The 17,614-nt window shown below is 40.0% G+C and carries 21 protein-coding genes and 1 riboswitch; all 21 genes read right to left on the bottom strand.

Translation table 11 applies throughout. The features are described from left to right. Positions 1 to 5: 5 nt before the first annotated feature. A complete protein-coding gene (locus NSQ99_RS10770; protein WP_340836522.1) occupies positions 6 to 539 on the bottom strand; it encodes a DUF5412 family protein in 534 nt (177 codons plus the stop codon). Between the two features lie 25 nt (positions 540 to 564). Further along, positions 565 to 921 carry a hypothetical protein gene (locus tag NSQ99_RS10765; RefSeq protein WP_340836520.1) on the bottom strand — a complete coding sequence of 119 codons (357 nt, stop codon included), beginning with the start codon at positions 919 to 921 and terminating at the stop codon, positions 565 to 567. Positions 922 to 1,136: 215 nt separating this feature from the next. After that, positions 1,137 to 1,982 (bottom strand): bifunctional 5,10-methylenetetrahydrofolate dehydrogenase/5,10-methenyltetrahydrofolate cyclohydrolase, encoded by an 846-nt coding sequence (locus NSQ99_RS10760; RefSeq protein ID WP_251665316.1) that lies wholly within the window; start codon positions 1,980 to 1,982, stop codon positions 1,137 to 1,139. A gap of 119 nt (positions 1,983 to 2,101) precedes the next feature. Further along, complete coding sequence (gene ltrA / locus NSQ99_RS10755) at positions 2,102 to 3,394, bottom strand: group II intron reverse transcriptase/maturase (RefSeq protein ID WP_340835877.1); 1,293 nt, start codon at positions 3,392 to 3,394, stop codon at positions 2,102 to 2,104. Between the two features lie 558 nt (positions 3,395 to 3,952). Further along, positions 3,953 to 4,032, bottom strand: a riboswitch (ZMP/ZTP riboswitch). An 84-nt stretch (positions 4,033 to 4,116) separates the two neighbouring features. Then, positions 4,117 to 4,656: a recombinase family protein gene (locus NSQ99_RS10750; protein ID WP_340836518.1), complete on the bottom strand. Its 540-nt coding sequence runs from the start codon at positions 4,654 to 4,656 to the stop codon at positions 4,117 to 4,119. Positions 4,657 to 4,848: 192 nt separating this feature from the next. Next, positions 4,849 to 5,367, bottom strand: coding sequence for an NUDIX hydrolase (locus NSQ99_RS10745; RefSeq protein ID WP_340836517.1), 519 nt, complete (start codon positions 5,365 to 5,367; stop codon positions 4,849 to 4,851). Positions 5,368 to 5,419: 52 nt separating this feature from the next. Next, entirely contained in the window at positions 5,420 to 6,883 is a 1,464-nt protein-coding gene (locus NSQ99_RS10740) for a SulP family inorganic anion transporter (protein WP_340836516.1), read from the bottom strand. 171 nt (positions 6,884 to 7,054) lie between these two features. Continuing rightward, entirely contained in the window at positions 7,055 to 8,050 is a 996-nt protein-coding gene (locus NSQ99_RS10735; protein WP_340836514.1) for a S41 family peptidase, read from the bottom strand. Positions 8,051 to 8,367: 317 nt separating this feature from the next. Continuing rightward, positions 8,368 to 8,937, bottom strand: coding sequence for a DUF2812 domain-containing protein (locus NSQ99_RS10730; RefSeq protein WP_340836512.1), 570 nt, complete (start codon positions 8,935 to 8,937; stop codon positions 8,368 to 8,370). Continuing rightward, positions 8,924 to 9,241 (bottom strand): PadR family transcriptional regulator, encoded by a 318-nt coding sequence (locus tag NSQ99_RS10725; RefSeq protein ID WP_340836510.1) that lies wholly within the window; start codon positions 9,239 to 9,241, stop codon positions 8,924 to 8,926. Before NSQ99_RS10725 ends, NSQ99_RS10730 begins: the two co-directional genes overlap by 14 nt. Positions 9,242 to 9,443: 202 nt before the next feature. After that, complete coding sequence (locus tag NSQ99_RS10720) at positions 9,444 to 10,457, bottom strand: aminoglycoside phosphotransferase family protein (RefSeq protein ID WP_340836508.1); 1,014 nt, start codon at positions 10,455 to 10,457, stop codon at positions 9,444 to 9,446. Then, a complete protein-coding gene (gene rsgA, locus NSQ99_RS10715) occupies positions 10,454 to 11,521 on the bottom strand; it encodes a ribosome small subunit-dependent GTPase A (protein WP_340836506.1) in 1,068 nt (355 codons plus the stop codon). Before rsgA ends, NSQ99_RS10720 begins: the two co-directional genes overlap by 4 nt. A 449-nt stretch (positions 11,522 to 11,970) precedes the next feature. Then, entirely contained in the window at positions 11,971 to 12,750 is a 780-nt protein-coding gene (locus NSQ99_RS10710; protein ID WP_340836505.1) for a sulfite exporter TauE/SafE family protein, read from the bottom strand. 58 nt (positions 12,751 to 12,808) lie between these two features. Further along, a complete protein-coding gene (locus tag NSQ99_RS10705; protein WP_251665307.1) occupies positions 12,809 to 13,036 on the bottom strand; it encodes a sulfurtransferase TusA family protein in 228 nt (75 codons plus the stop codon). A 26-nt stretch (positions 13,037 to 13,062) separates the two neighbouring features. After that, entirely contained in the window at positions 13,063 to 14,190 is a 1,128-nt protein-coding gene (locus NSQ99_RS10700; RefSeq protein ID WP_340836503.1) for an MBL fold metallo-hydrolase, read from the bottom strand. A gap of 51 nt (positions 14,191 to 14,241) precedes the next feature. Continuing rightward, positions 14,242 to 14,802 carry a sulfurtransferase TusA family protein gene (locus NSQ99_RS10695; protein WP_340836502.1) on the bottom strand — a complete coding sequence of 187 codons (561 nt, stop codon included), beginning with the start codon at positions 14,800 to 14,802 and terminating at the stop codon, positions 14,242 to 14,244. A gap of 58 nt (positions 14,803 to 14,860) precedes the next feature. Continuing rightward, positions 14,861 to 15,160, bottom strand: a complete 300-nt coding sequence (locus tag NSQ99_RS10690; protein WP_251665304.1) for a rhodanese-like domain-containing protein — start codon at positions 15,158 to 15,160, stop codon at positions 14,861 to 14,863. Positions 15,161 to 15,171: 11 nt separating this feature from the next. Beyond that, positions 15,172 to 15,513 (bottom strand): rhodanese-like domain-containing protein, encoded by a 342-nt coding sequence (locus NSQ99_RS10685; RefSeq protein WP_251665303.1) that lies wholly within the window; start codon positions 15,511 to 15,513, stop codon positions 15,172 to 15,174. Between the two features lie 10 nt (positions 15,514 to 15,523). Next, the gene (locus NSQ99_RS10680; RefSeq protein ID WP_445670504.1) at positions 15,524 to 16,003 is read right to left on the bottom strand and encodes a DsrE/DsrF/DrsH-like family protein; all 480 of its coding nucleotides are present in this window, start codon (positions 16,001 to 16,003) and stop codon (positions 15,524 to 15,526) included. Between the two features lie 47 nt (positions 16,004 to 16,050). Then, complete coding sequence (locus NSQ99_RS10675; protein WP_251665302.1) at positions 16,051 to 16,311, bottom strand: metal-sensitive transcriptional regulator; 261 nt, start codon at positions 16,309 to 16,311, stop codon at positions 16,051 to 16,053. A 107-nt stretch (positions 16,312 to 16,418) separates the two neighbouring features. Beyond that, positions 16,419 to 17,450, bottom strand: coding sequence for a TlpA family protein disulfide reductase (locus NSQ99_RS10670; RefSeq protein ID WP_340836501.1), 1,032 nt, complete (start codon positions 17,448 to 17,450; stop codon positions 16,419 to 16,421). Positions 17,451 to 17,614 lie beyond the last annotated feature (164 nt).

Raw genomic sequence — 17,614 nt, 5'->3', positions numbered from 1 at the left:
GAGCTTTAGTGTTCAACATCCTTCAGATTCAAAGTGTTATTGTTGATTAGAATCGTATGATCATTCTCCCATTGAATATTAACAACTTCCGCTCTCTTCTCGTAATAAATTCTCTTCTTAAACCAAAGTGGTCCGTTTAACTCTCCTAATATTCCAAAGCTACCCCTTGCACCTGCGTCCGTATAGTAAAAATCCACCGTAAATTGACCGTCAGGAGAACGTACTGTCTTTATCCATTCTTTCTCACCAGTAAACATACCTGTGAAGAACATCATTATGCATAGACATAAGATTAACAATATAGAAAAAATGGTCGATAGCAGGCTTCTTAGCTTCGCTCTCCAGCTGGATCCATCCATAATGCCGATGATCCCCATAATTAATGCTACAATGGTCAGCAATAATATTACAGCGTGTGGCGGAGTGATTAGCAAGGTGTTATGAATATTCGAATATAGAGAATATGCCGTTATTATGTACAAGCATATGATGAAATAAAAAGCATATCTATTGTGAAATTGGACTGTTTTACTGTTCATAACTCACCTCAAATATTGGAAGTGACTAGGCACTTGAAGTTGTTTTCTTCTGCATTGTTGACTCAACAACATGAACGACAGGGAATGCGACAATTAATAGGAGCGTGAGATAAGTGGAATTTTCAAAAATATCTCGAAACCTTTGCTGAGACCAGCCTTTTTCACCAATAATCGAGTAAGCCACTTGATTAGCAATAGCAATTCCATCGTTTACCTCTGGAATTAAGTTCTGAGTGTAGTTTTGAGCAAGACATACAACAGCTACTATAGATAATGCAATGGCTAGGGCGAAGGCTTTAGAATATGGGCTAGAAACTCCAGCTTTTCTCATCGTAAATATAGAGATTACAATAAAAATGAAACTGATTAGCATATATAACATCTACATCCCTCCACATTCTTATTACGATTGACTCAGTTTATATGACGAAATCAAGCTCAAGATTGTTGCTAATATTTGGATGAAGCAACTTAGAAACTAGTCCTCTCCATTACCAACCTCTAAAATAGAAAAACGCACTAGTAATAGTGCGTTTAAGAAGTCTGTGAAGAAAAATAAACTTAAGCTATCGTTGCTTTATTGTTCCATCGTTCCCATTAACGTAATGTATTTTCGGCAGCGTCCACCGTGTGCTTTAGCAGGGTGGCAATGGTTACTGGACCAACCCCAGCAGGAACTGGAGTAATGGCATAAGCATTCTTCAGACATGCATTATAATCTACGTCTCCGATATTACCTTCGTTGTAACCAGCATCAAGTACAATCGCACCCGGCTTTATCCAATCCCCTTGTATGAAATTAGGTTTTCCTACAGCCGCAACTACGATATCCCCGAGTCGAACGATATCTTCTAGATTAACTGTTTTGGAGTGGCATGTCGTAACGGTAGCATTTTGATTTAACAGCATTGCCGATACTGGCTTTCCAAGAATAGGGCTTCGGCCAATCACTACTGCATGCTTCCCTTCAACCTGTAAGTTGTAATAGTCAAGAATAGCCATAATAGCAGCTGGTGTACAAGATGGAAAATTGGCGATCCCAAAAGCATTTAGTGCATAGCCGAGAGTAGTTACTCCATCTACATCCTTCTCGATGCTTATCGCATCAAATGCTGCTCGCTCGTCGATATGATGTGGGACCGGATGCTGCAACAATATTCCATGTACGTCGGGATCATCATTTAGCTTATGAATTTGTGATATTAATTCTTCTGTCGTAATACTTGCCGGGAGATCTATTCGGATCGATTGCATGCCTAGCCTTTTGCAGGCATTTCCCTTCATTCGCACATACGTATGCGATGACGGGTTATCACCTACTAATATCGTTGCTAGGCAAGGTACGATCCCCTTCTTGGAAAGCTTCGTAATTCGTTCAGCCAAGCTCGCTTTTATGCTGTCAGCAACTTGTTTTCCGTCTAAGATCAATGTTTCTCTGTTCATGTTCATCAGCCCTTTCTAGAGTAAAAGGCTGAATTTTATTTCAGTCTCTCCTCATCAAACCGTACGTGAAGTTTTCCCTCATACGGCTTTCCGATGTTCTTCTTTCATGCGCATGCAGATTACAATAGTGTTTTTAATCCAACTTGCTTGGCTATAAACTTTACTTCATGAAATGAGCTCATCCATCTTCTTCGCTGTCTCTTCTTGGCGTACCATCTTGTGAATCGTTGTAAAATATACCAATCTAGCTTAGCTAGTTTTAACTGACTGTAGGAAGTGTAATAATAATTACGCCATCCTTGAATCTTTGGGTTTAACCATTTCACATGGTCTGCGAAGGAGATGACACGCATACGTGGGGGCGCTAATCTTTCTTTGACCACTTCCCGTATCCGTTCTTCTGCTTTCGTTGTCAGCCATTGTTGAGTAGTATAGTATATTTTACCCGTTGACGTTTCTGCCTTCGTTTTTCGATGGTGCATACCGAGAAAATCAAAACCTTCTTCCCCTGTCCATAGACCGATGATTCGAGTTTTTGTAGGGTGCAGCGTTAGTTCTAATCGTTCCATAATGGCTCTAATCAACTTAAACGCATGGTCGGCATCTTTCTTGGTTTTGCACACGACGACAAAATCATCTGCGTACCTCGTAAGTTCACCTAATGCTTTACCATGTCGTTCCCATATCACATCGAAATAATTCAGATAGATATTCGCCAATAGCGGGCTAATGACTCCACCTTGAGGTGTGCCTAAATCTGAACGTCGGACTTGTCCTTCCTCCATTACACCAGCTTGCAACCATTTGCGAATGAGTTTCAGAACTCGTCTGTCATTGATTCGCATTTCCACCAACTTCATCAGTTTCTCTTGATTAATGTTGTCAAAGTAGCCTTGGATGTCGACGTCGATCACCCAGTTACCTTTACGGTTGCATGCCTTTCGTATACGATCTAGCGCTTGCTTAGCACTGCGCTTCGGTCGAAAACCATAAGAGGATTCTTGAAAGTCAGTTTCAAATATGGGCTCAATCATGAGTTTTGTTGCCATTTGTATGACTCGATCTCGCACGGTTGGAATACCTAGCGGACGTTGCTTCCCATCCTTCTTCGGAATGTATTGCCGTCTTACAGGCTCGGGATGGTAATTCCCTTGTTCTAGTTGCTTTTGACAGTCATGTAGAAACGCCTCGACGCCTATCTTTTCGATATTCGCCAATGTTTCACCATCGACTCCAGCTGCTCCTTTGTTTGCCCGTACTCGGTTCCAAGCTTCCCCCAATGTATTCCATGCATAGATTTTGTCATACAAAGCGTGGAATTTACGCTTTTTGTTCTCCTTGGCTGCATGACCTAGCTTTTCTTGGAGTTGTTGAACTTTTTCCTTTGGTGTTGTTAGCCTTTTGGCATTCACTCACTCGTACCTCCTTAAATAGCTTGAACAAAGCAGGGCTCCTTTCCTCCCACAGGTTATGTTGTCCTGAGATTCTTAGGTACTATGAGCCCCTCGGACTCCCTTCCTGCAGATGACTCATTTCGCTTTTTGGGCTTATAGAGTATCTCTTTACAGTTTTTTTTTTTTCTGTGCAGGGGAGGGTCTCCCCAGTTCACTGCATTATCTTTCATACCATGCAGCTCCCCATACGCCGGAGGATTCTTCACTGTTGTTCCAAGTTCTTGTGCAGCTTCCTTGGCCTTCGTCTAATTTAGCGAGACTCGGCTTCCCCTTTTCCCTTTTGCAAGGCCTTTTTAACGACGCGGCAGGATTCACTTTATGTTACAGCCTGGTATGTTGCTCGCCCTATCTCTGACAGGTACTTTCGTCGATACGCTTCTACGTACAGATTTCGCCATACGCAGGTACCCTAGCTACAAAGGTGGCTTGGCCCCTCCTTCGGTTGGACTTTCACCAACTAGATAATGCGTGCCTCTGGGCACGCCTAAACATAAAGAGGTAAGGGATGATATCCCTTACCTCTGCCCAGGCGTACGGCTGTATACATATGTGCTTCCTCGTGGTACTCCACGTTTACGCCAGTCGCACATACCAAAAATTTACTATATTATAGTCTGATTATTTATCATTGGCAAGTACTATTATCTGGTTGTATGGCGAATTACTATCTTATATTGTAATTAGCTTTCTAGATTACGATATAACGTTGTTTTACTAATTCCTGTTTCCTCTTTAATTTGGGCTAGCGTAAAGTTCTGACTATGGTACATCTCAATAGCCTTCCTTAAATTAGCGTCAGGTTTTCGTGGCCTTCCAACATTAATGCCGCTTTGTCTTGCTTTATCCATACCTTTTCTTGTGTTCTCACTTGAGATATCTTGTTGAAATTCTAATAGCAATTTGACACAGTCGTAAACGGAGTAGGTGTTAATACTTGTATCAATATTGTCTGTAATTGTTTTTAACGTTACGTTCTTAGAACGAAATACATCTAATAACTCTGCTAAATGTCTAGTTGAATCAGCCAATATATATAATTTCGTAACAATAATATGATCCCCATCATTTAATTGTTCCAGCATTGACTCGAGCTGTACTCTTCGTTTAGGTGAAGAATGCTCTTCTTTTATATATCGATCACAACTAAGTTGAGTTAGGGCCTTATGTTGCATATCACAGGTTGGATCATCTAACGTTGGTCTTAAATAAGCGATTAACAAAACATCACTCCTTTATAAAATAAACCAATAGCCATCGAGTCTAGTGGGAAGCCCATAAGTATTCGTCATTGCATTGATTATTCATTGTATAGGTATTATCTGTTATTTTCAAGACAACCCCGATTTATTTATTCAAGATAAATAGAAAACCGCAGTATTGACTAGAGTTGCTAGTCTATACTGCGGTTTTCTTTATAATAATTCCTTACGAATTAATTGTAAGACAAATGTTTCTCGCTCAATTGAAAAGCCCATAGAAGGCTCTTGTTTCTGCAGCACAGATAGGTTATGACTGATTGCTTCGTCTATGTTTACCCATAATGGATAGGAACCATTCTTAACTTCATAATCCTCTGGATTAGCATGTTGAAAGTCATAATCGACATTGCATACATAAAAAAATGAGTCCATATGGATAAGATCATATTCTGGCTTATTCGACGGTTTAAATTCAGTGATGTAGCCAAACTGTTGCAGGATTTCTGTATGGCTAGCACCAATCTCTTCACTTAACTCTCTCTGTAACCCTGGAACAAGCTCTTCATCAGTATCCACCCCACCTCCAGGAAAGCTGTAATCGTTATATCGCTTCGTATAAATTAGTAAAATGTTAGTACCATGCAAAATGATACCTCTAGCTGATCTACGATAGAATGTTGAACCATTAGGGTTATTAATGGCCTTATGCGTGATAGTTTTTATTAATCTCAATACTCTCTCTCCCTAATTAGCATTTCGATTACTTCGGAATTATTTCTTATTATTATTGAGCCTTCAGCTGAGCATTTGTATCTTGGTATATCGCTAATTTATCTATTATTTTTTGGCTAGATGCATTTAATCCCCTTACTGTAACCTTGTTATGATTATCACGCAGTTTAATGACCGCTTTGTCTATAGCAGAAACACCCGAATCATCCCATATATGAGCATTAGTAAAATCAATCATGACTTTACTGTTTTCAACCGTATAGTCAATTTTATTAATAAAATCCTCGACGGATGCAAAGAACAACTGACCTGTTACAACATATATTGTTTCATTAGCAGCTCTTCTTTTTTGGACTTCAATTTTGGATATTTTTGCAACAAAGAAAATCGCGCTAAGTACGACACCAGCGATAACTCCTTTAGATAAATCATGTGTTGCAACGACGGTAGCGACCGTTACGAGCATAACGAGAGCATCTGTTTTAGGTGCTTTTATTATATACTTAAAGGATGACCAGTCAAAAGTACCAATCGAAACCATAATCATTATACCAACTAATACAGGCATAGGGATCTGAACGACTAGCTCGCCTAACACAATAATTAGGAACATTAGGAATAGTCCTGCTACTAAGGTAGACAGTCTTCCTCGTCCACCTGATTTCACATTAATGACGGATTGTCCGATCATTGCACAACCAGCCATTCCACCAAAGAAACCAGTGACGATATTCGCAATACCTTGTCCTCTGGACTCTCTATTTTTATTACTTTCAGTCCCCGTCATATCATCGACAATTGATGAAGTGAGTAAGGATTCCAACAGTCCAACAATAGCAAGAGCAATGGAATACGGAAAAATAATTTGTAATGTTTCTAGATTGAATGGAATTTCTGGTATAAAGAATCTAGGCAATGATTGGGTGATTGCGCCTAAGTCTCCAACTGTTTGTAGCTCAATCCCACCAAATATTGCTAAAGCGGTAAGAACGATAATTGCAATGAGTGGCGCAGGTATCGCCTTAAAAAATCTAGGTAGTACATAAATAATAGCCAACGTAATTGCAACGAAAACGTAGGTCATAGTAGAAATTCCCCAAAAGTGTGGAACTTGAGCCATAAAGATTAGGATAGCTAGAGAGTTTACAAATCCAATCATTACAGATCGAGGAATGAATTTCATTACTTTCTCAACTCGCAGCAGACTTAAACCTACTTGAATAATCCCAGTTAAGATTGTAGCAGCCAGTAGATATTGTAAGCCATGCTCCTTTACTAATGGAAGCATTAATAAAGCCATCGCTCCAGTAGCAGCCGATATCATACCTGGTCGTCCCCCGACAAAGGCGATTATGACGGCGATACAAAAGGATGCGTATAAACCAACCATTGGATCGACACCAGCAATTAGGGAGAATGCAATGGCTTCCGGAATAAGAGCAAGTGCAACTAAAATACCCGCAAGTACATCTCCTTTGATATTGGAAAACCAATCTAACTTGATTTTTTCATACATGTTATCTCTCCACTCCTCTCTATTTCTAAATATATAATGATCTAAAGAATACAGAAACATTCTAACATCAATAGTACCAAAAGGGAACCTTTTTAGGAATAAAATGATGAGAGTAGCCTAAAATAAAAAACCGCGATAATCATCGCGGCAATTAATCTATAGGAAGAACTGTTAATCATTATTGAGAATCTCTTCAATCTCGGCAATTAAAAACTGTCGTTCAGGTTCCATAGGCTCGCTGCTAAGATGCTCTAATAGCTGTTCGAGTAACAATTGATAGGCCTTCACCATGGATTTACTTTGGGGATATTCGATGTCAGGTATAACTCCTATCCCATTCCAATTCCCTTTAGTTATTGGATTAATCGGATAAGCATTTGGAATAAAAGCTTGGAAATGATCATTTACACGATGAACACTGCCAGCATTTGCTTTTCCCGCTGTCTTTTCGCCGATAACCTTCACTCTTTGAATGGCTTGTAGACTGTAGGCGAACTCCTCAGCGCAGGATCCAGTATTGGAGCTCGTTAGGATATATACAGGCTTAATTGCGCCAAATCTTTCTCCAGGAACATAAGGTAAACTCCATATGGATTGAGTCATATCGTATTGTCGCCAATAGATGTCATTTAATAGTACTGGTGGCGAACCATCTAACAAATAACTTGCGATAAATGCACTCATTAACGAGGAGCCACCGTAGTTTTTTCTGAGATCAATGATCAATCCATCTGTATCCGCAATAAAACTCATTGCGTGTGCTGCAGTTTTGCCTGCATGTTCTGGATATGCAAACTCATTTATGACCATGTATCCTATATTGCCTGGTAGTCTCTCTACTCGTTCAAATCCATAATTATTTAACTTAAGACGCAATAATAAGCTTTCATCATTTATCAGATCGTACTGCTTAAGTGGCAGAATTGATTCATGAAAGGTAAAAATCAAATGCTTGTCATTACTTAACCTTTGTAGATCCTCCGTTATTTTCTCTGCTAAGTCAAAGCCGTTTTCAATCTTGTCATAATCACCTTCGGATAGCTTTTCAAGCAGCGAAGCTTTCATCTCCTGTGCAGTCTTTGGGAAAATGTAAAATTCGAGTAGCAGTTCAACAAGAGATTTAATCGTTTTTCCAATATAAACATCGTCCAGTTTAAGTGAGGTCACTTTGTATCTTCCTTTCTGCTACCGCATTTTTATAATTTCCTTTTATTTGAATATTTTACTTATCATTAACTATATAATAGGATTGGATATATGTATATAACAGATTGGTAGTTATATCGATAATCACTGTGTTTTATGAGTGGAACTGTGATATAACACTCATCATATTTTTGTATAACAGATGATATCTTTAGTTTGAATATATATCTTATGAAATCTATCACGATTTCAACTTATAGAAAAAAAGAACCCTGTTGGGTTCTCTCAATAAATGATTCAAATTCAATGGCCCTCCGTTTAATCAGCCACCACGCGTCCTATTTATCCTTTAATAAAGAGTACTTGCGATACGCATTGTAGTAACTGCTACCGAATAAAACAACCATTATCGCAGGAAGCAGCCTTAGTAATGCAAACGGAGTTTCAAATATAAATGCCTTCCAGAATAATGAACCTTCCATGCTCCAAAGTCCTTCAGCTAAATACAAGCCTGAATCCTTGAATATCATAAAACAAAAAGCTAAAAATACGATCACTAAACCAGAAGAATACCCCATTAATCGTTTATAATAATTACTTTTAGATTCGCGATCAGAGAAGATATCGGTATGTCCATCATCTTCCTTTTGCCAATACCGAATTCCGACAAGCGAAGGGCTATTAATATAATCCCAGCCATAGTCTTCGTATATGCCCTTGTAGTCATTGAATTTTTTATGTGATAAATATCCTTGATAATCCAGCCGCATCACATAACGTTTATCGGTCTTCTCAAATGTATATACCCCTAATCCACTGATATTCGTACAGCGATAGCCTTGCTGTAATTGCTCGTTCAGCCATTGCTCCTCTTTTTCTATATCAAAAAACATCTTAATTTTTTTCATTCGATTCACTTCCTTCATATAGTGATAAAATATGCTGTATTCGGTCTTGCTCTATTGATAAAATGTGGCGTCCTTCACTAGTTATCGAATAAACCTTTCTTCGACCTGACTCTCCAACGGGTTCAATCCATCCGTGTTTTTGTAAGTTTTCAATGGCACCGTATAATGTACCAGCTGCTAAAATAACAGTACCTTTACTCATCTCTTCTATCTTCTGCATTACGGCGTAGCCATGAAGTGGTTCACGTAATGCTAACAAAATATAATGCATCGTCTCTGACAATGGAAGTAGCTTATGTTTCATGCTCTCACCTCTATTCAGTTCGACTGTACAGTTCAACTTAATAATAAAATAATACAGTTCAACTGAATAGTCAATAACATTTGCAAAATTAGCCAAAATAATTTAAACAAAAATAGCCGCCGATTAAAAATCGGCGGCTAATCATACTAGCTGGTTAGTAAGTTCTAAGAATTGATGAGTACGATGACTTGCTAAGTTAACTCTAAATATCTTTCATCTCGTATATCTTCTGCAGGGTATGAAGATGCGTGGATCGATCCTCTGGTGACTCTTCAAATTTGTACCATTCTACAAGTCTATAGCCGAACATAGCAAGAATCAGTTCGTGAATGCAATGCTTGGAGTTACTGGAGATATCCGCATATTGTGAGAAACCTCGGTAATATGCCGGGATGCATTTCTGATAATAATCAACCATATGACTAATGTCCGCTTCATCTGCTATTAAGCTCGCGATATCCTCACCCATATATCCCCATCCTGCGGTATCCCAATCAATTAGCACGAGCTTACCATCCGAATAGAATATGTTTTCTACCCAAAAATCTCTGTGGCAGAGCACGATCGGCAACTGCTCGATACGATTGAATATTTCGTCCGCATCCGTATCAAAGTTTATGAGCATATCACACAGATGCTTTGGAATTTCGCATTCGTCTGAACGAATGTAATCGTACAGCACAGGCCATGACCGATATCGAAGATAATAGTTTTTCATATACTCTACCTTGCTAAGATTAGGCTGGTTATGAAGTATGCGCGGTCGTTCGCAATACAGCCTCCCTTGGAATCGACCTAATTGCTCAGCGATGTGCTCAACCATTGCCGGAGTCAGATTCAGGCCCGATACGCCATCTATCTGTTCCATCCACAGCTGAATTTCATCACCAATTATTTCAGCATGAAAACATTCCGGTGAGCGAAATGAATCGGAGAAAACCTGCTTGAAATCCGATACATAGAGGTCATATTCCCTGCGCCATGAATCTGGATCACCATAGCGCTCAAATTTCTTCTGTGTTTTCCACACCATTTTATAGGGCTGCTTCTCACCATCTGCGGTTTCAGCCAATCCTATTACAAGATGCACCTCGCCAATGGTGCCGCCTTGTAACGCTTTGAGGTTGTATTCTGCACGAATAATCGTTTGATTAAGCATATTGCTTAATGCTTTGATCAGTAATTCTTGCTTTACGATTTCATCATCATTATTCATTTCTTGCGCCCTCCTTTTTTGCTCTTTTGATACATTGCGATTGATTTTTGCAATGTCCTTTTCTCTCTGAGATAGTCTGATTTATCATCTACAAATTTATTTTCGCGTTTCTGAACGAGGTAGCGGTCCCAGCGCTCCTGTTCCAAAGATCCATCGGCGAGGGCTTCAACAACTGCACAGCCGGGCTCAGCGTTATGCTGGCAATCCGTGAACCGACACTGAGTGAACAGCTCTTCTACATCACTAAAGCCTGCACGAATTCCTTCCTCTGCGCCAAACAGACCTAGCTCGCGCATACCCGGTGTATCAATGACCATCGCACCAGAAGGAAGCATGAACAACTGGCGATGTGTTGTCGTATGCCGACCACGACTATCGGCTTCACGGATTCCTTTGACGGTCATCACTTCTTGATTCGCCAAAGCGTTTAGCAGTGAGGATTTACCTACACCGGACATACCGAGAAATACAATCGTTTTGCCTGGCTGTAAATATTCGCTTAAGCTGTCTAGGACACTTCCGCTGTGACTAGAAACGGCAAGTACAGGTACATCAGGAGCAATATGTTGTACCTCAGCTAATTGTGCGCTGTAATCTGGTGTCAGGTCAGCTTTAGTTAAAATGATAACCGGCTGGCCGCCGCTCTGCCGTGTCTGTGTCAGGTAGCGCATAATACGGCTTACATTGAAGTCCCAGTTTAGGGAGGACACGATAAATACATAATCAAAATTCGTTGCTACCACTTGCTCTAGTATCGTTTTGGCGTACGCTGCGGCGTGTCCTGAGTAATCAGCGCGTGAAAATTTGGACCGTCGAGGCAGTAATCTAACTATGCGCGAAACGCCGCTGTCGTTATATTGCAGAAATACATAATCGCCAACGCACGGAAATTCGTCCCGATGCTCCGCATTGTGGTAGAATGAGCCCTTTAATACAGCGGTCACTTCTCCATGCTCAGTAATAACAGTATACTGATCTCGCTGAAGCTCCGTAATTCTTCCCGGAATTAAACCAATCGGTGCTGATTCAGCTTCGATATAGCCATATTGTTTCAAATCAATCATTTTATTCGATCTCTCCTAAGGTTAGTTTGTTTTTGAGCATAAAAATGCCGCGAACAAGCAGCCTCTTAAGAAGCTGCTTGTTCGCGGCGATAGAAGCCTAATGTAGGCTAATAATCAAAAAAAGGATACGACCACGTCGTATCCAGGTTATAGGATGAGCAATTGCACGAAGCAACACCCATTCCCGCTAACAGCAGTATTCACGAAAGGTTACTGTTTACGGCATAGCAAACAATACGGGTGAATTCCCGCAGTTTTCACTCCAAATATCCAGATTGGAATTGGATTGATCTATGCCCGATATTCGGTTAAGTCAAAACCACCAATACCATATATGCAGTCATTAAAAACATCTCCTTTCGCAGGAAAAAATTGAAAAGTTGTTACTTCTATATATTTACATATATCTTAGTATAAATGCAATAGAAATTTTAAGATACAAACAGATTTTATCCTAAGAGATCAATCCAAATTTTAATTGCTGTTGCACCAATCATTATCGCAAGCAGCCATTTTAATAGCTTTACGTTTATTTTCTGTGCCACTTTGGCACCTAATGGAGCTGCAATAATACTAGCTACAATCATGATGAAGGCTGTGTAATAATCAATTTGTCCGGTGATGATCTTCCCTACACTTCCACCGATCGATGAGATAAACGTAATCGCTAAGCTCGTTGCTATAGTTACTCGGGTTGGGATTCTTAATATGGTGAGCATGATCGGAACAAGTATAAAACCACCTGCTGCACCGACAATCCCTGAGCCAATACCAACTGCCAATGCGAGACTACTCGCTAGAAGCTTGTTAAACGGGAGCATTTCAGCGTTTTCTACTTTTTTACTTGGGATAAACATCATAATAGCCGCAATCAGTGCAAGTACGCCATACACGATATTTACAGCATTTTCAGATAGAAAGCCTGAGCCGTAACTACCGATAAAGCTACCAACTAATATTGAGCCTCCCATATATATAATTAGATCTTTATGCAGTAATCCACTTTTGCGATAGGCCCACACACCAGCTATAGAGGCGAAAAGCACCTGAATAGCACTAATACCCGATACTTGATGCGCGGTAAATGCCACGAGACCAAATAACGGCGGAATATATAGAAGCAACGGATATTTAATAATTGAACCTCCGACTCCTAACATTCCTGAGAGGAATGACCCTATAAATCCAAGTGCAAAGATAACGATAATAAATGTAATTGAATAATCCATCTCGCCCCTTCTTTCTAATGAGTAAAGCGAGTAGACTAATCTCTACTCGCTATATTTATTACGCCTTTTGAATATAAAAGAATATGACGCCGGCTTCTTCCTTTTGATTAACGATCGTGTGACCACCTGCGGAAGCCCAAGCCGTAAAGTCATGTAACGCCCCTTTATCGGTTACTTGGACTTCTAATATCTCACCTGAATGTAGCGTATCGATCGTTTTTTTCGTACGTACAATCGGCATCGGGCATGCTAAACCTTTAGCATCTAAAGTTTTTGTAATGTTCATTTGTCTATTTCTCCTTCTTGTATAGGTTATCGAACTGCACATCGGTTTGGACCGATTTCCATTTCGGTTTGTTCTTCATGACTTGGTGTGATTTTCCCCTTATTAACCTGGCGAATCTCTTGGTAAGCATTTGGCTGAGGTGGTAGGTTATCCGTGACCATAGAGCGGAATACATCCTCGTCCTCTACGTTTAATCCGTGGTTTTCCTCGAATAAGTCACCTAAACGCTTTGCCACTGTTCCATCGTTATTCAATTCATCAAGGATCATGAAGTGGGCAGGTAATACGATTAAACCGTCTGCTAGCTTGCGGTAGCGAGAGTATAATGTCTCCCGTAAATCCGCAACCCAGTCCTCAGCAAGACCTGCTAAATCTGGACGACCAATGGAATCGATGAATAGAATATCTCCCGTTAACAAATACTGCTCATCAATAACAAATGATGTGGATCCGATGGTGTGACCTGGAGAGTATAATGCTCCAACCTCGATGCGTGAAGCGCCCAACTGAATTGTAAGACCATCGGTAAGTGGTGTATAATCAAAAACGACTTCCTCAGCATCTTTAGGCGGCAAATAATAACTTGCACCTGTCTGGCTTGCAATGTGGCGTCCACCTGAAATGTGATCAGCATGCAAATGTGTATCAAGTACATGCTTAATCGCTACCCCTTTTTCTTCTGCAAACGTCGTAAATACATCTGTGAAGCGGACGGCATCAATGATGGCTGCCTCACCCTCAGAGATCGCCATATAGGATAAACAGCCTTTCCCTAAGCGAACAAATTGGTATAATTCACCTCCGCCTGCCAGCTCGCCAACTTTGATCGGTTCAATATGCATGGACCATGCTTTCATTCCACCCTCAAGATAGCCAACTTCACGACCAGCTTCGGAAAGCATCTCAGCTACCATGATGGAGGAGCCTTCCTTCGCACATACGACTAGAACATCCATATTCATTGGAATTTGTGGCAAAATCTCTTCTACTCCATCTAAAAGCTCAAAATACGGAATATTTAGATATTGAAAATGATGGCCCTCTATTTTCCACTCTTCGAATGCATCTGCGTTTCTAACATCTAAAATAAATAACTCCTTGTTCTCAATAACCTTGCGTGCTACATCTGCAGCAGTCCATTTTCTTAACATCATCTTGTACCCCCCTGGGTATAAATTTTTGAAAAAAATAATAGGGTTAATGATCTACCCCAATGATTTCTCTAAATCCCCTGTATAACCCGACATTCCCGGCAACACATTATAAATGTCTCGGAAGCCTGCCTCGGCTAATTGCTGTGCAGCTAAATCCGAGCGCATACCTGTACGGCAAATGACATAAATCGTTTTATCTTGATCTAATTCTTTAAGGCGGTTTTGTAATTCTCCCATTGGGATTGAATGGGCACCAGGAATATGACCGAATGCGAATTCAGCCGCTTCTCGTACATCAAGAATGACCCCTTCCCCCTTGATCGCATCTTCTATTGAGATCGTTTTATCGTAGGTTTTATCTTGGTGCTCATTTGCCTCATGATCACATTTCCGAATATAGTGATAGAAAACTCCACTTTCCTCATGGGTTCCGATGTATTGGTGCCCCACAGTTTTTGACCAAGCAGCAAGATCAGCCACTGATCCCTTATCTGTCGCCTGAATCTCTAAAACTTGTCCCTCGAGTACATCATTCATTGCTTTTTTCGTACGAACAATAGGCATTGGACAAGCTAAACCCTTTGCATCTAATTGCACATCTGATTTAATCATTATAAAATTCCTCCATTCATTTGATCTTACTTATTAGAAGGTGAAAGCCATTCACTTTTTATTGCTTAACTTCACCAGTCCACTCCTGCATGCCACCCGTCATATTGGTGACATGATAGCCATAGGATTCTAGAAATGCTGTAGCTTGACCACTTCGGCCACCTGAACGACAAACGATAATATAGGCTTTTGATTTATCTAGCTCATGCATTTTGAATTCGAGTAGCTTGAGTGGAATATGAATGATGCCAGCAATATGACCTTCTTTAACTTCGTTCACTTCACGAACATCGATAATATTTAATGCTTCCCCTGCTTCTAGCTTTGCTTGAACCTCTTGTGGCAAGATGGTTTTCATCGCTTTTCCTCCTAATATGCGCTCATTCCACCACGAACATTGATCATGTTGGAATAGCCCATTTTCTTTAATTGATTACATGCTTGCTTAGATCGCATTCCACTTTGACAGATGACCACAATTTCTTTATCCCTCGGCAGCTTAGAAAAATCTGAACCGAGAGGCATATTTACGAATGGTTTCACATGGCGTGCTTTGAACTCGGCTGGTGTCCGAACATCGATAAATACTTTACTGCTGTCATTCTTCATTGCTTTAAGCTGTTCCGTTGAAATGGTAGTGACGCCTTTTACTGGCCTCATACGCCAAATGAAAAACAAAACAATGAGGGCAATTAATATGATCGTTTCCATAACCCACCTCTTATATAAATAAATTCACGTTACCTTGTTCTGCATCAGCTAAATAAGCGGCAACGCCTGCATACTCAATACCGTCTAATAATTCCTCTTCTTTCAAACCTAACAAGTCCATCGTCATTGTACACGTAATGAGTTTAATGCCTTGTTCCTGTGCCATTTCGACAAGCTGAGTAAGTGTCAGTGCATTATGCTTTTTCATTACATGCTTAATCATTTTTGGCCCCATACCTAGCATTTGCATTTTCGATAGACCTAATTTTTCTGCGCCACGTGGCATCATTTTTGCGAACATCTTCTCTAGAAAGCCTTTTTGCACATTTACTGGTGCTTGCTTACGAAGTGCATTAATGCCCCAGAAGGTATGAAATATCGTTACCTCATGGTCATAAGCAGCTGCACCATTAGCAATGATATAAGCTGCCATCGCCTTATCATAATCTCCACTAAATAGAACAATCGTCGTTTTCTTCTTCTCCATCATTATCCCCCTACCCCTATGGGTATTAATTTTTGTAAAAATAAAAAGTCTTATCGACTTTTTACTAGTAATTCTACAGCTTGCTTTACCATCTCATTTTTATCTATTGCTTCGACGTCTTCCTTCGATAAACATTCCACTAAATTTTCAGTAACAATAACACCGATCGCTCGATCTACAGCAGAACGAACCGCACTTAATTGTGTTATGACTTCCTTACAATCCTTCTCTTCTTCCATCATGCGCAATATTCCTCTGAATTGACCCTCGATTTTTTTTATCCTCGCTGTTACTTTCGCATCGTATTTCATTACCTCACCTCACTTCTTTCAATCAACTAATATAGCGATATAATATACCCATGGGGGTATAATGTCAATGGTTATTTTTATAATATGATCAAATCATCGTTTTACAGTCATTGATATTTCTTAGCTAACTCATGTAATCGTTGCTCACTTACAGGACCGATTATGCGCTCTAATTCTTGACCTTCCTCATTTAAGATTACCGTAGTCGGTATTGCTTTAATTCGATAAGCTTGCCCGAAATCATCCCGTTCATCTAACAAGATGGGATAAGTTACGTTATATTTGCTCATAAAGGCTTGTAAAGCTTCTGGTCCATGATCACGGTCCGCTAAATTAATACCAATCAACTCTACCCCATGAGGTAAATTGTCAGCAAATTTTTGTAGATGTGGCATCTCCGCTTGGCAAGGCGGACACCACGTTGCAAAAAAATTAACGATCGTAAGCTGCTGCTCTTGCTCTGACAAGATATATCGCTCATTTGTTGTGGTCATTAAGTCGATTGGCAATCTTTCCGTTGTAGACGTTAGTGTACGTATATCGGTTAGCGCCGTTGCGAGTAAGCTTAATATGATAACAAGAGTAATATGATGTTTATTCCTCTGTTTAATTAGAAGCGATATGAGCACCATGCCATGAGCGATGACGAATGGATCGCCCCAACCTGCACTCCATAGAAGGATTGTCCACTGGGCAAATAATATCCATAGTTTCCATCTCCACTCAATCATGATGAACAGTATTAACGAGGTTAGTGCTAATAACCAATGCTCGCTGAAGCTATAGCTAATTAGCTGAAAAACTGCTATAAAGCGTGCCCAGTATTTCCACCCCACTTCCCACATAAAACCGCGGTGAGTCTTCACTAGAAGGATGGTCATTGTTAGAATGGCCAGTAAATGCCCCTTTAAGCCACCATCAAAATACAACAGCGATATGGGCGATAATCTAAAGCTTGACCAAGCAAATAGGATGTAACTGAATTTCCATACGATCAAATACGACCATAGAAGTCGGTTTAATATCTTATTTGTTGTGTCATCTTTATTATTATTTCTAAAATCACTGTAAATTATGGCTAGCAAAAATGCTAACCAGCTGATGGGTATAGAAAACTGTCCAAGTGTTAGATATGTCATTTTTTCTCCTCTCTATAAGGAAAGATATTTACAATTACATATACGCGTATAGGTATAAAGTCAACAATATACTTCATTTATCTAATGAACATTAAAGTTCAATAGAATGACAGATCAGAGATCAAGTTTATCAGCTTAATCGTACTGATTATCTTAGTTTAATG

Source organism: Paenibacillus sp. FSL W7-1287, from assembly GCF_038004245.1.
In the GTDB taxonomy this organism is placed as follows: Bacteria; Bacillota; Bacilli; order Paenibacillales; family Paenibacillaceae; genus Pristimantibacillus; species Pristimantibacillus camelliae.
The sequence above is the reverse complement of the archived record's forward strand: the minus strand, read 5'-3'. Positions and strand labels throughout refer to the sequence as shown.

What these genes read in the sequence shown, in the direction of transcription:
- NSQ99_RS10725 (WP_340836510.1), bottom strand. Translation starts at nt 9,241, where the DNA reads ATGAAACATAAGCTACTTCCATTGTCAGAGACGATGCATTATATTTTG.
- NSQ99_RS10765 (WP_340836520.1), bottom strand. Translation starts at nt 921, where the DNA reads ATGTTATATATGCTAATCAGTTTCATTTTTATTGTAATCTCTATATTT.
- NSQ99_RS10685 (WP_251665303.1), bottom strand. Translation starts at nt 15,513, where the DNA reads ATGGAAACGATCATATTAATTGCCCTCATTGTTTTGTTTTTCATTTGG.
- NSQ99_RS10690 (WP_251665304.1), bottom strand. Translation starts at nt 15,160, where the DNA reads ATGAAAACCATCTTGCCACAAGAGGTTCAAGCAAAGCTAGAAGCAGGG.
- NSQ99_RS10710 (WP_340836505.1), bottom strand. Translation starts at nt 12,750, where the DNA reads ATGGATTATTCAATTACATTTATTATCGTTATCTTTGCACTTGGATTT.
- NSQ99_RS10705 (WP_251665307.1), bottom strand. Translation starts at nt 13,036, where the DNA reads ATGAACATTACAAAAACTTTAGATGCTAAAGGTTTAGCATGCCCGATG.
- NSQ99_RS10675 (WP_251665302.1), bottom strand. Translation starts at nt 16,311, where the DNA reads ATGAAATACGATGCGAAAGTAACAGCGAGGATAAAAAAAATCGAGGGT.
- NSQ99_RS10730 (WP_340836512.1), bottom strand. Translation starts at nt 8,937, where the DNA reads ATGAAAAAAATTAAGATGTTTTTTGATATAGAAAAAGAGGAGCAATGG.
- rsgA (WP_340836506.1), bottom strand. Translation starts at nt 11,521, where the DNA reads ATGATTGATTTGAAACAATATGGCTATATCGAAGCTGAATCAGCACCG.
- NSQ99_RS10670 (WP_340836501.1), bottom strand. Translation starts at nt 17,450, where the DNA reads ATGACATATCTAACACTTGGACAGTTTTCTATACCCATCAGCTGGTTA.
- NSQ99_RS10695 (WP_340836502.1), bottom strand. Translation starts at nt 14,802, where the DNA reads ATGATTAAATCAGATGTGCAATTAGATGCAAAGGGTTTAGCTTGTCCA.
- NSQ99_RS10700 (WP_340836503.1), bottom strand. Translation starts at nt 14,190, where the DNA reads ATGATGTTAAGAAAATGGACTGCTGCAGATGTAGCACGCAAGGTTATT.
- NSQ99_RS10760 (WP_251665316.1), bottom strand. Translation starts at nt 1,982, where the DNA reads ATGAACAGAGAAACATTGATCTTAGACGGAAAACAAGTTGCTGACAGC.
- NSQ99_RS10740 (WP_340836516.1), bottom strand. Translation starts at nt 6,883, where the DNA reads ATGTATGAAAAAATCAAGTTAGATTGGTTTTCCAATATCAAAGGAGAT.
- NSQ99_RS10770 (WP_340836522.1), bottom strand. Translation starts at nt 539, where the DNA reads ATGAACAGTAAAACAGTCCAATTTCACAATAGATATGCTTTTTATTTC.
- NSQ99_RS10680 (WP_445670504.1), bottom strand. Translation starts at nt 16,003, where the DNA reads ATGATGGAGAAGAAGAAAACGACGATTGTTCTATTTAGTGGAGATTAT.
- NSQ99_RS10720 (WP_340836508.1), bottom strand. Translation starts at nt 10,457, where the DNA reads ATGAATAATGATGATGAAATCGTAAAGCAAGAATTACTGATCAAAGCA.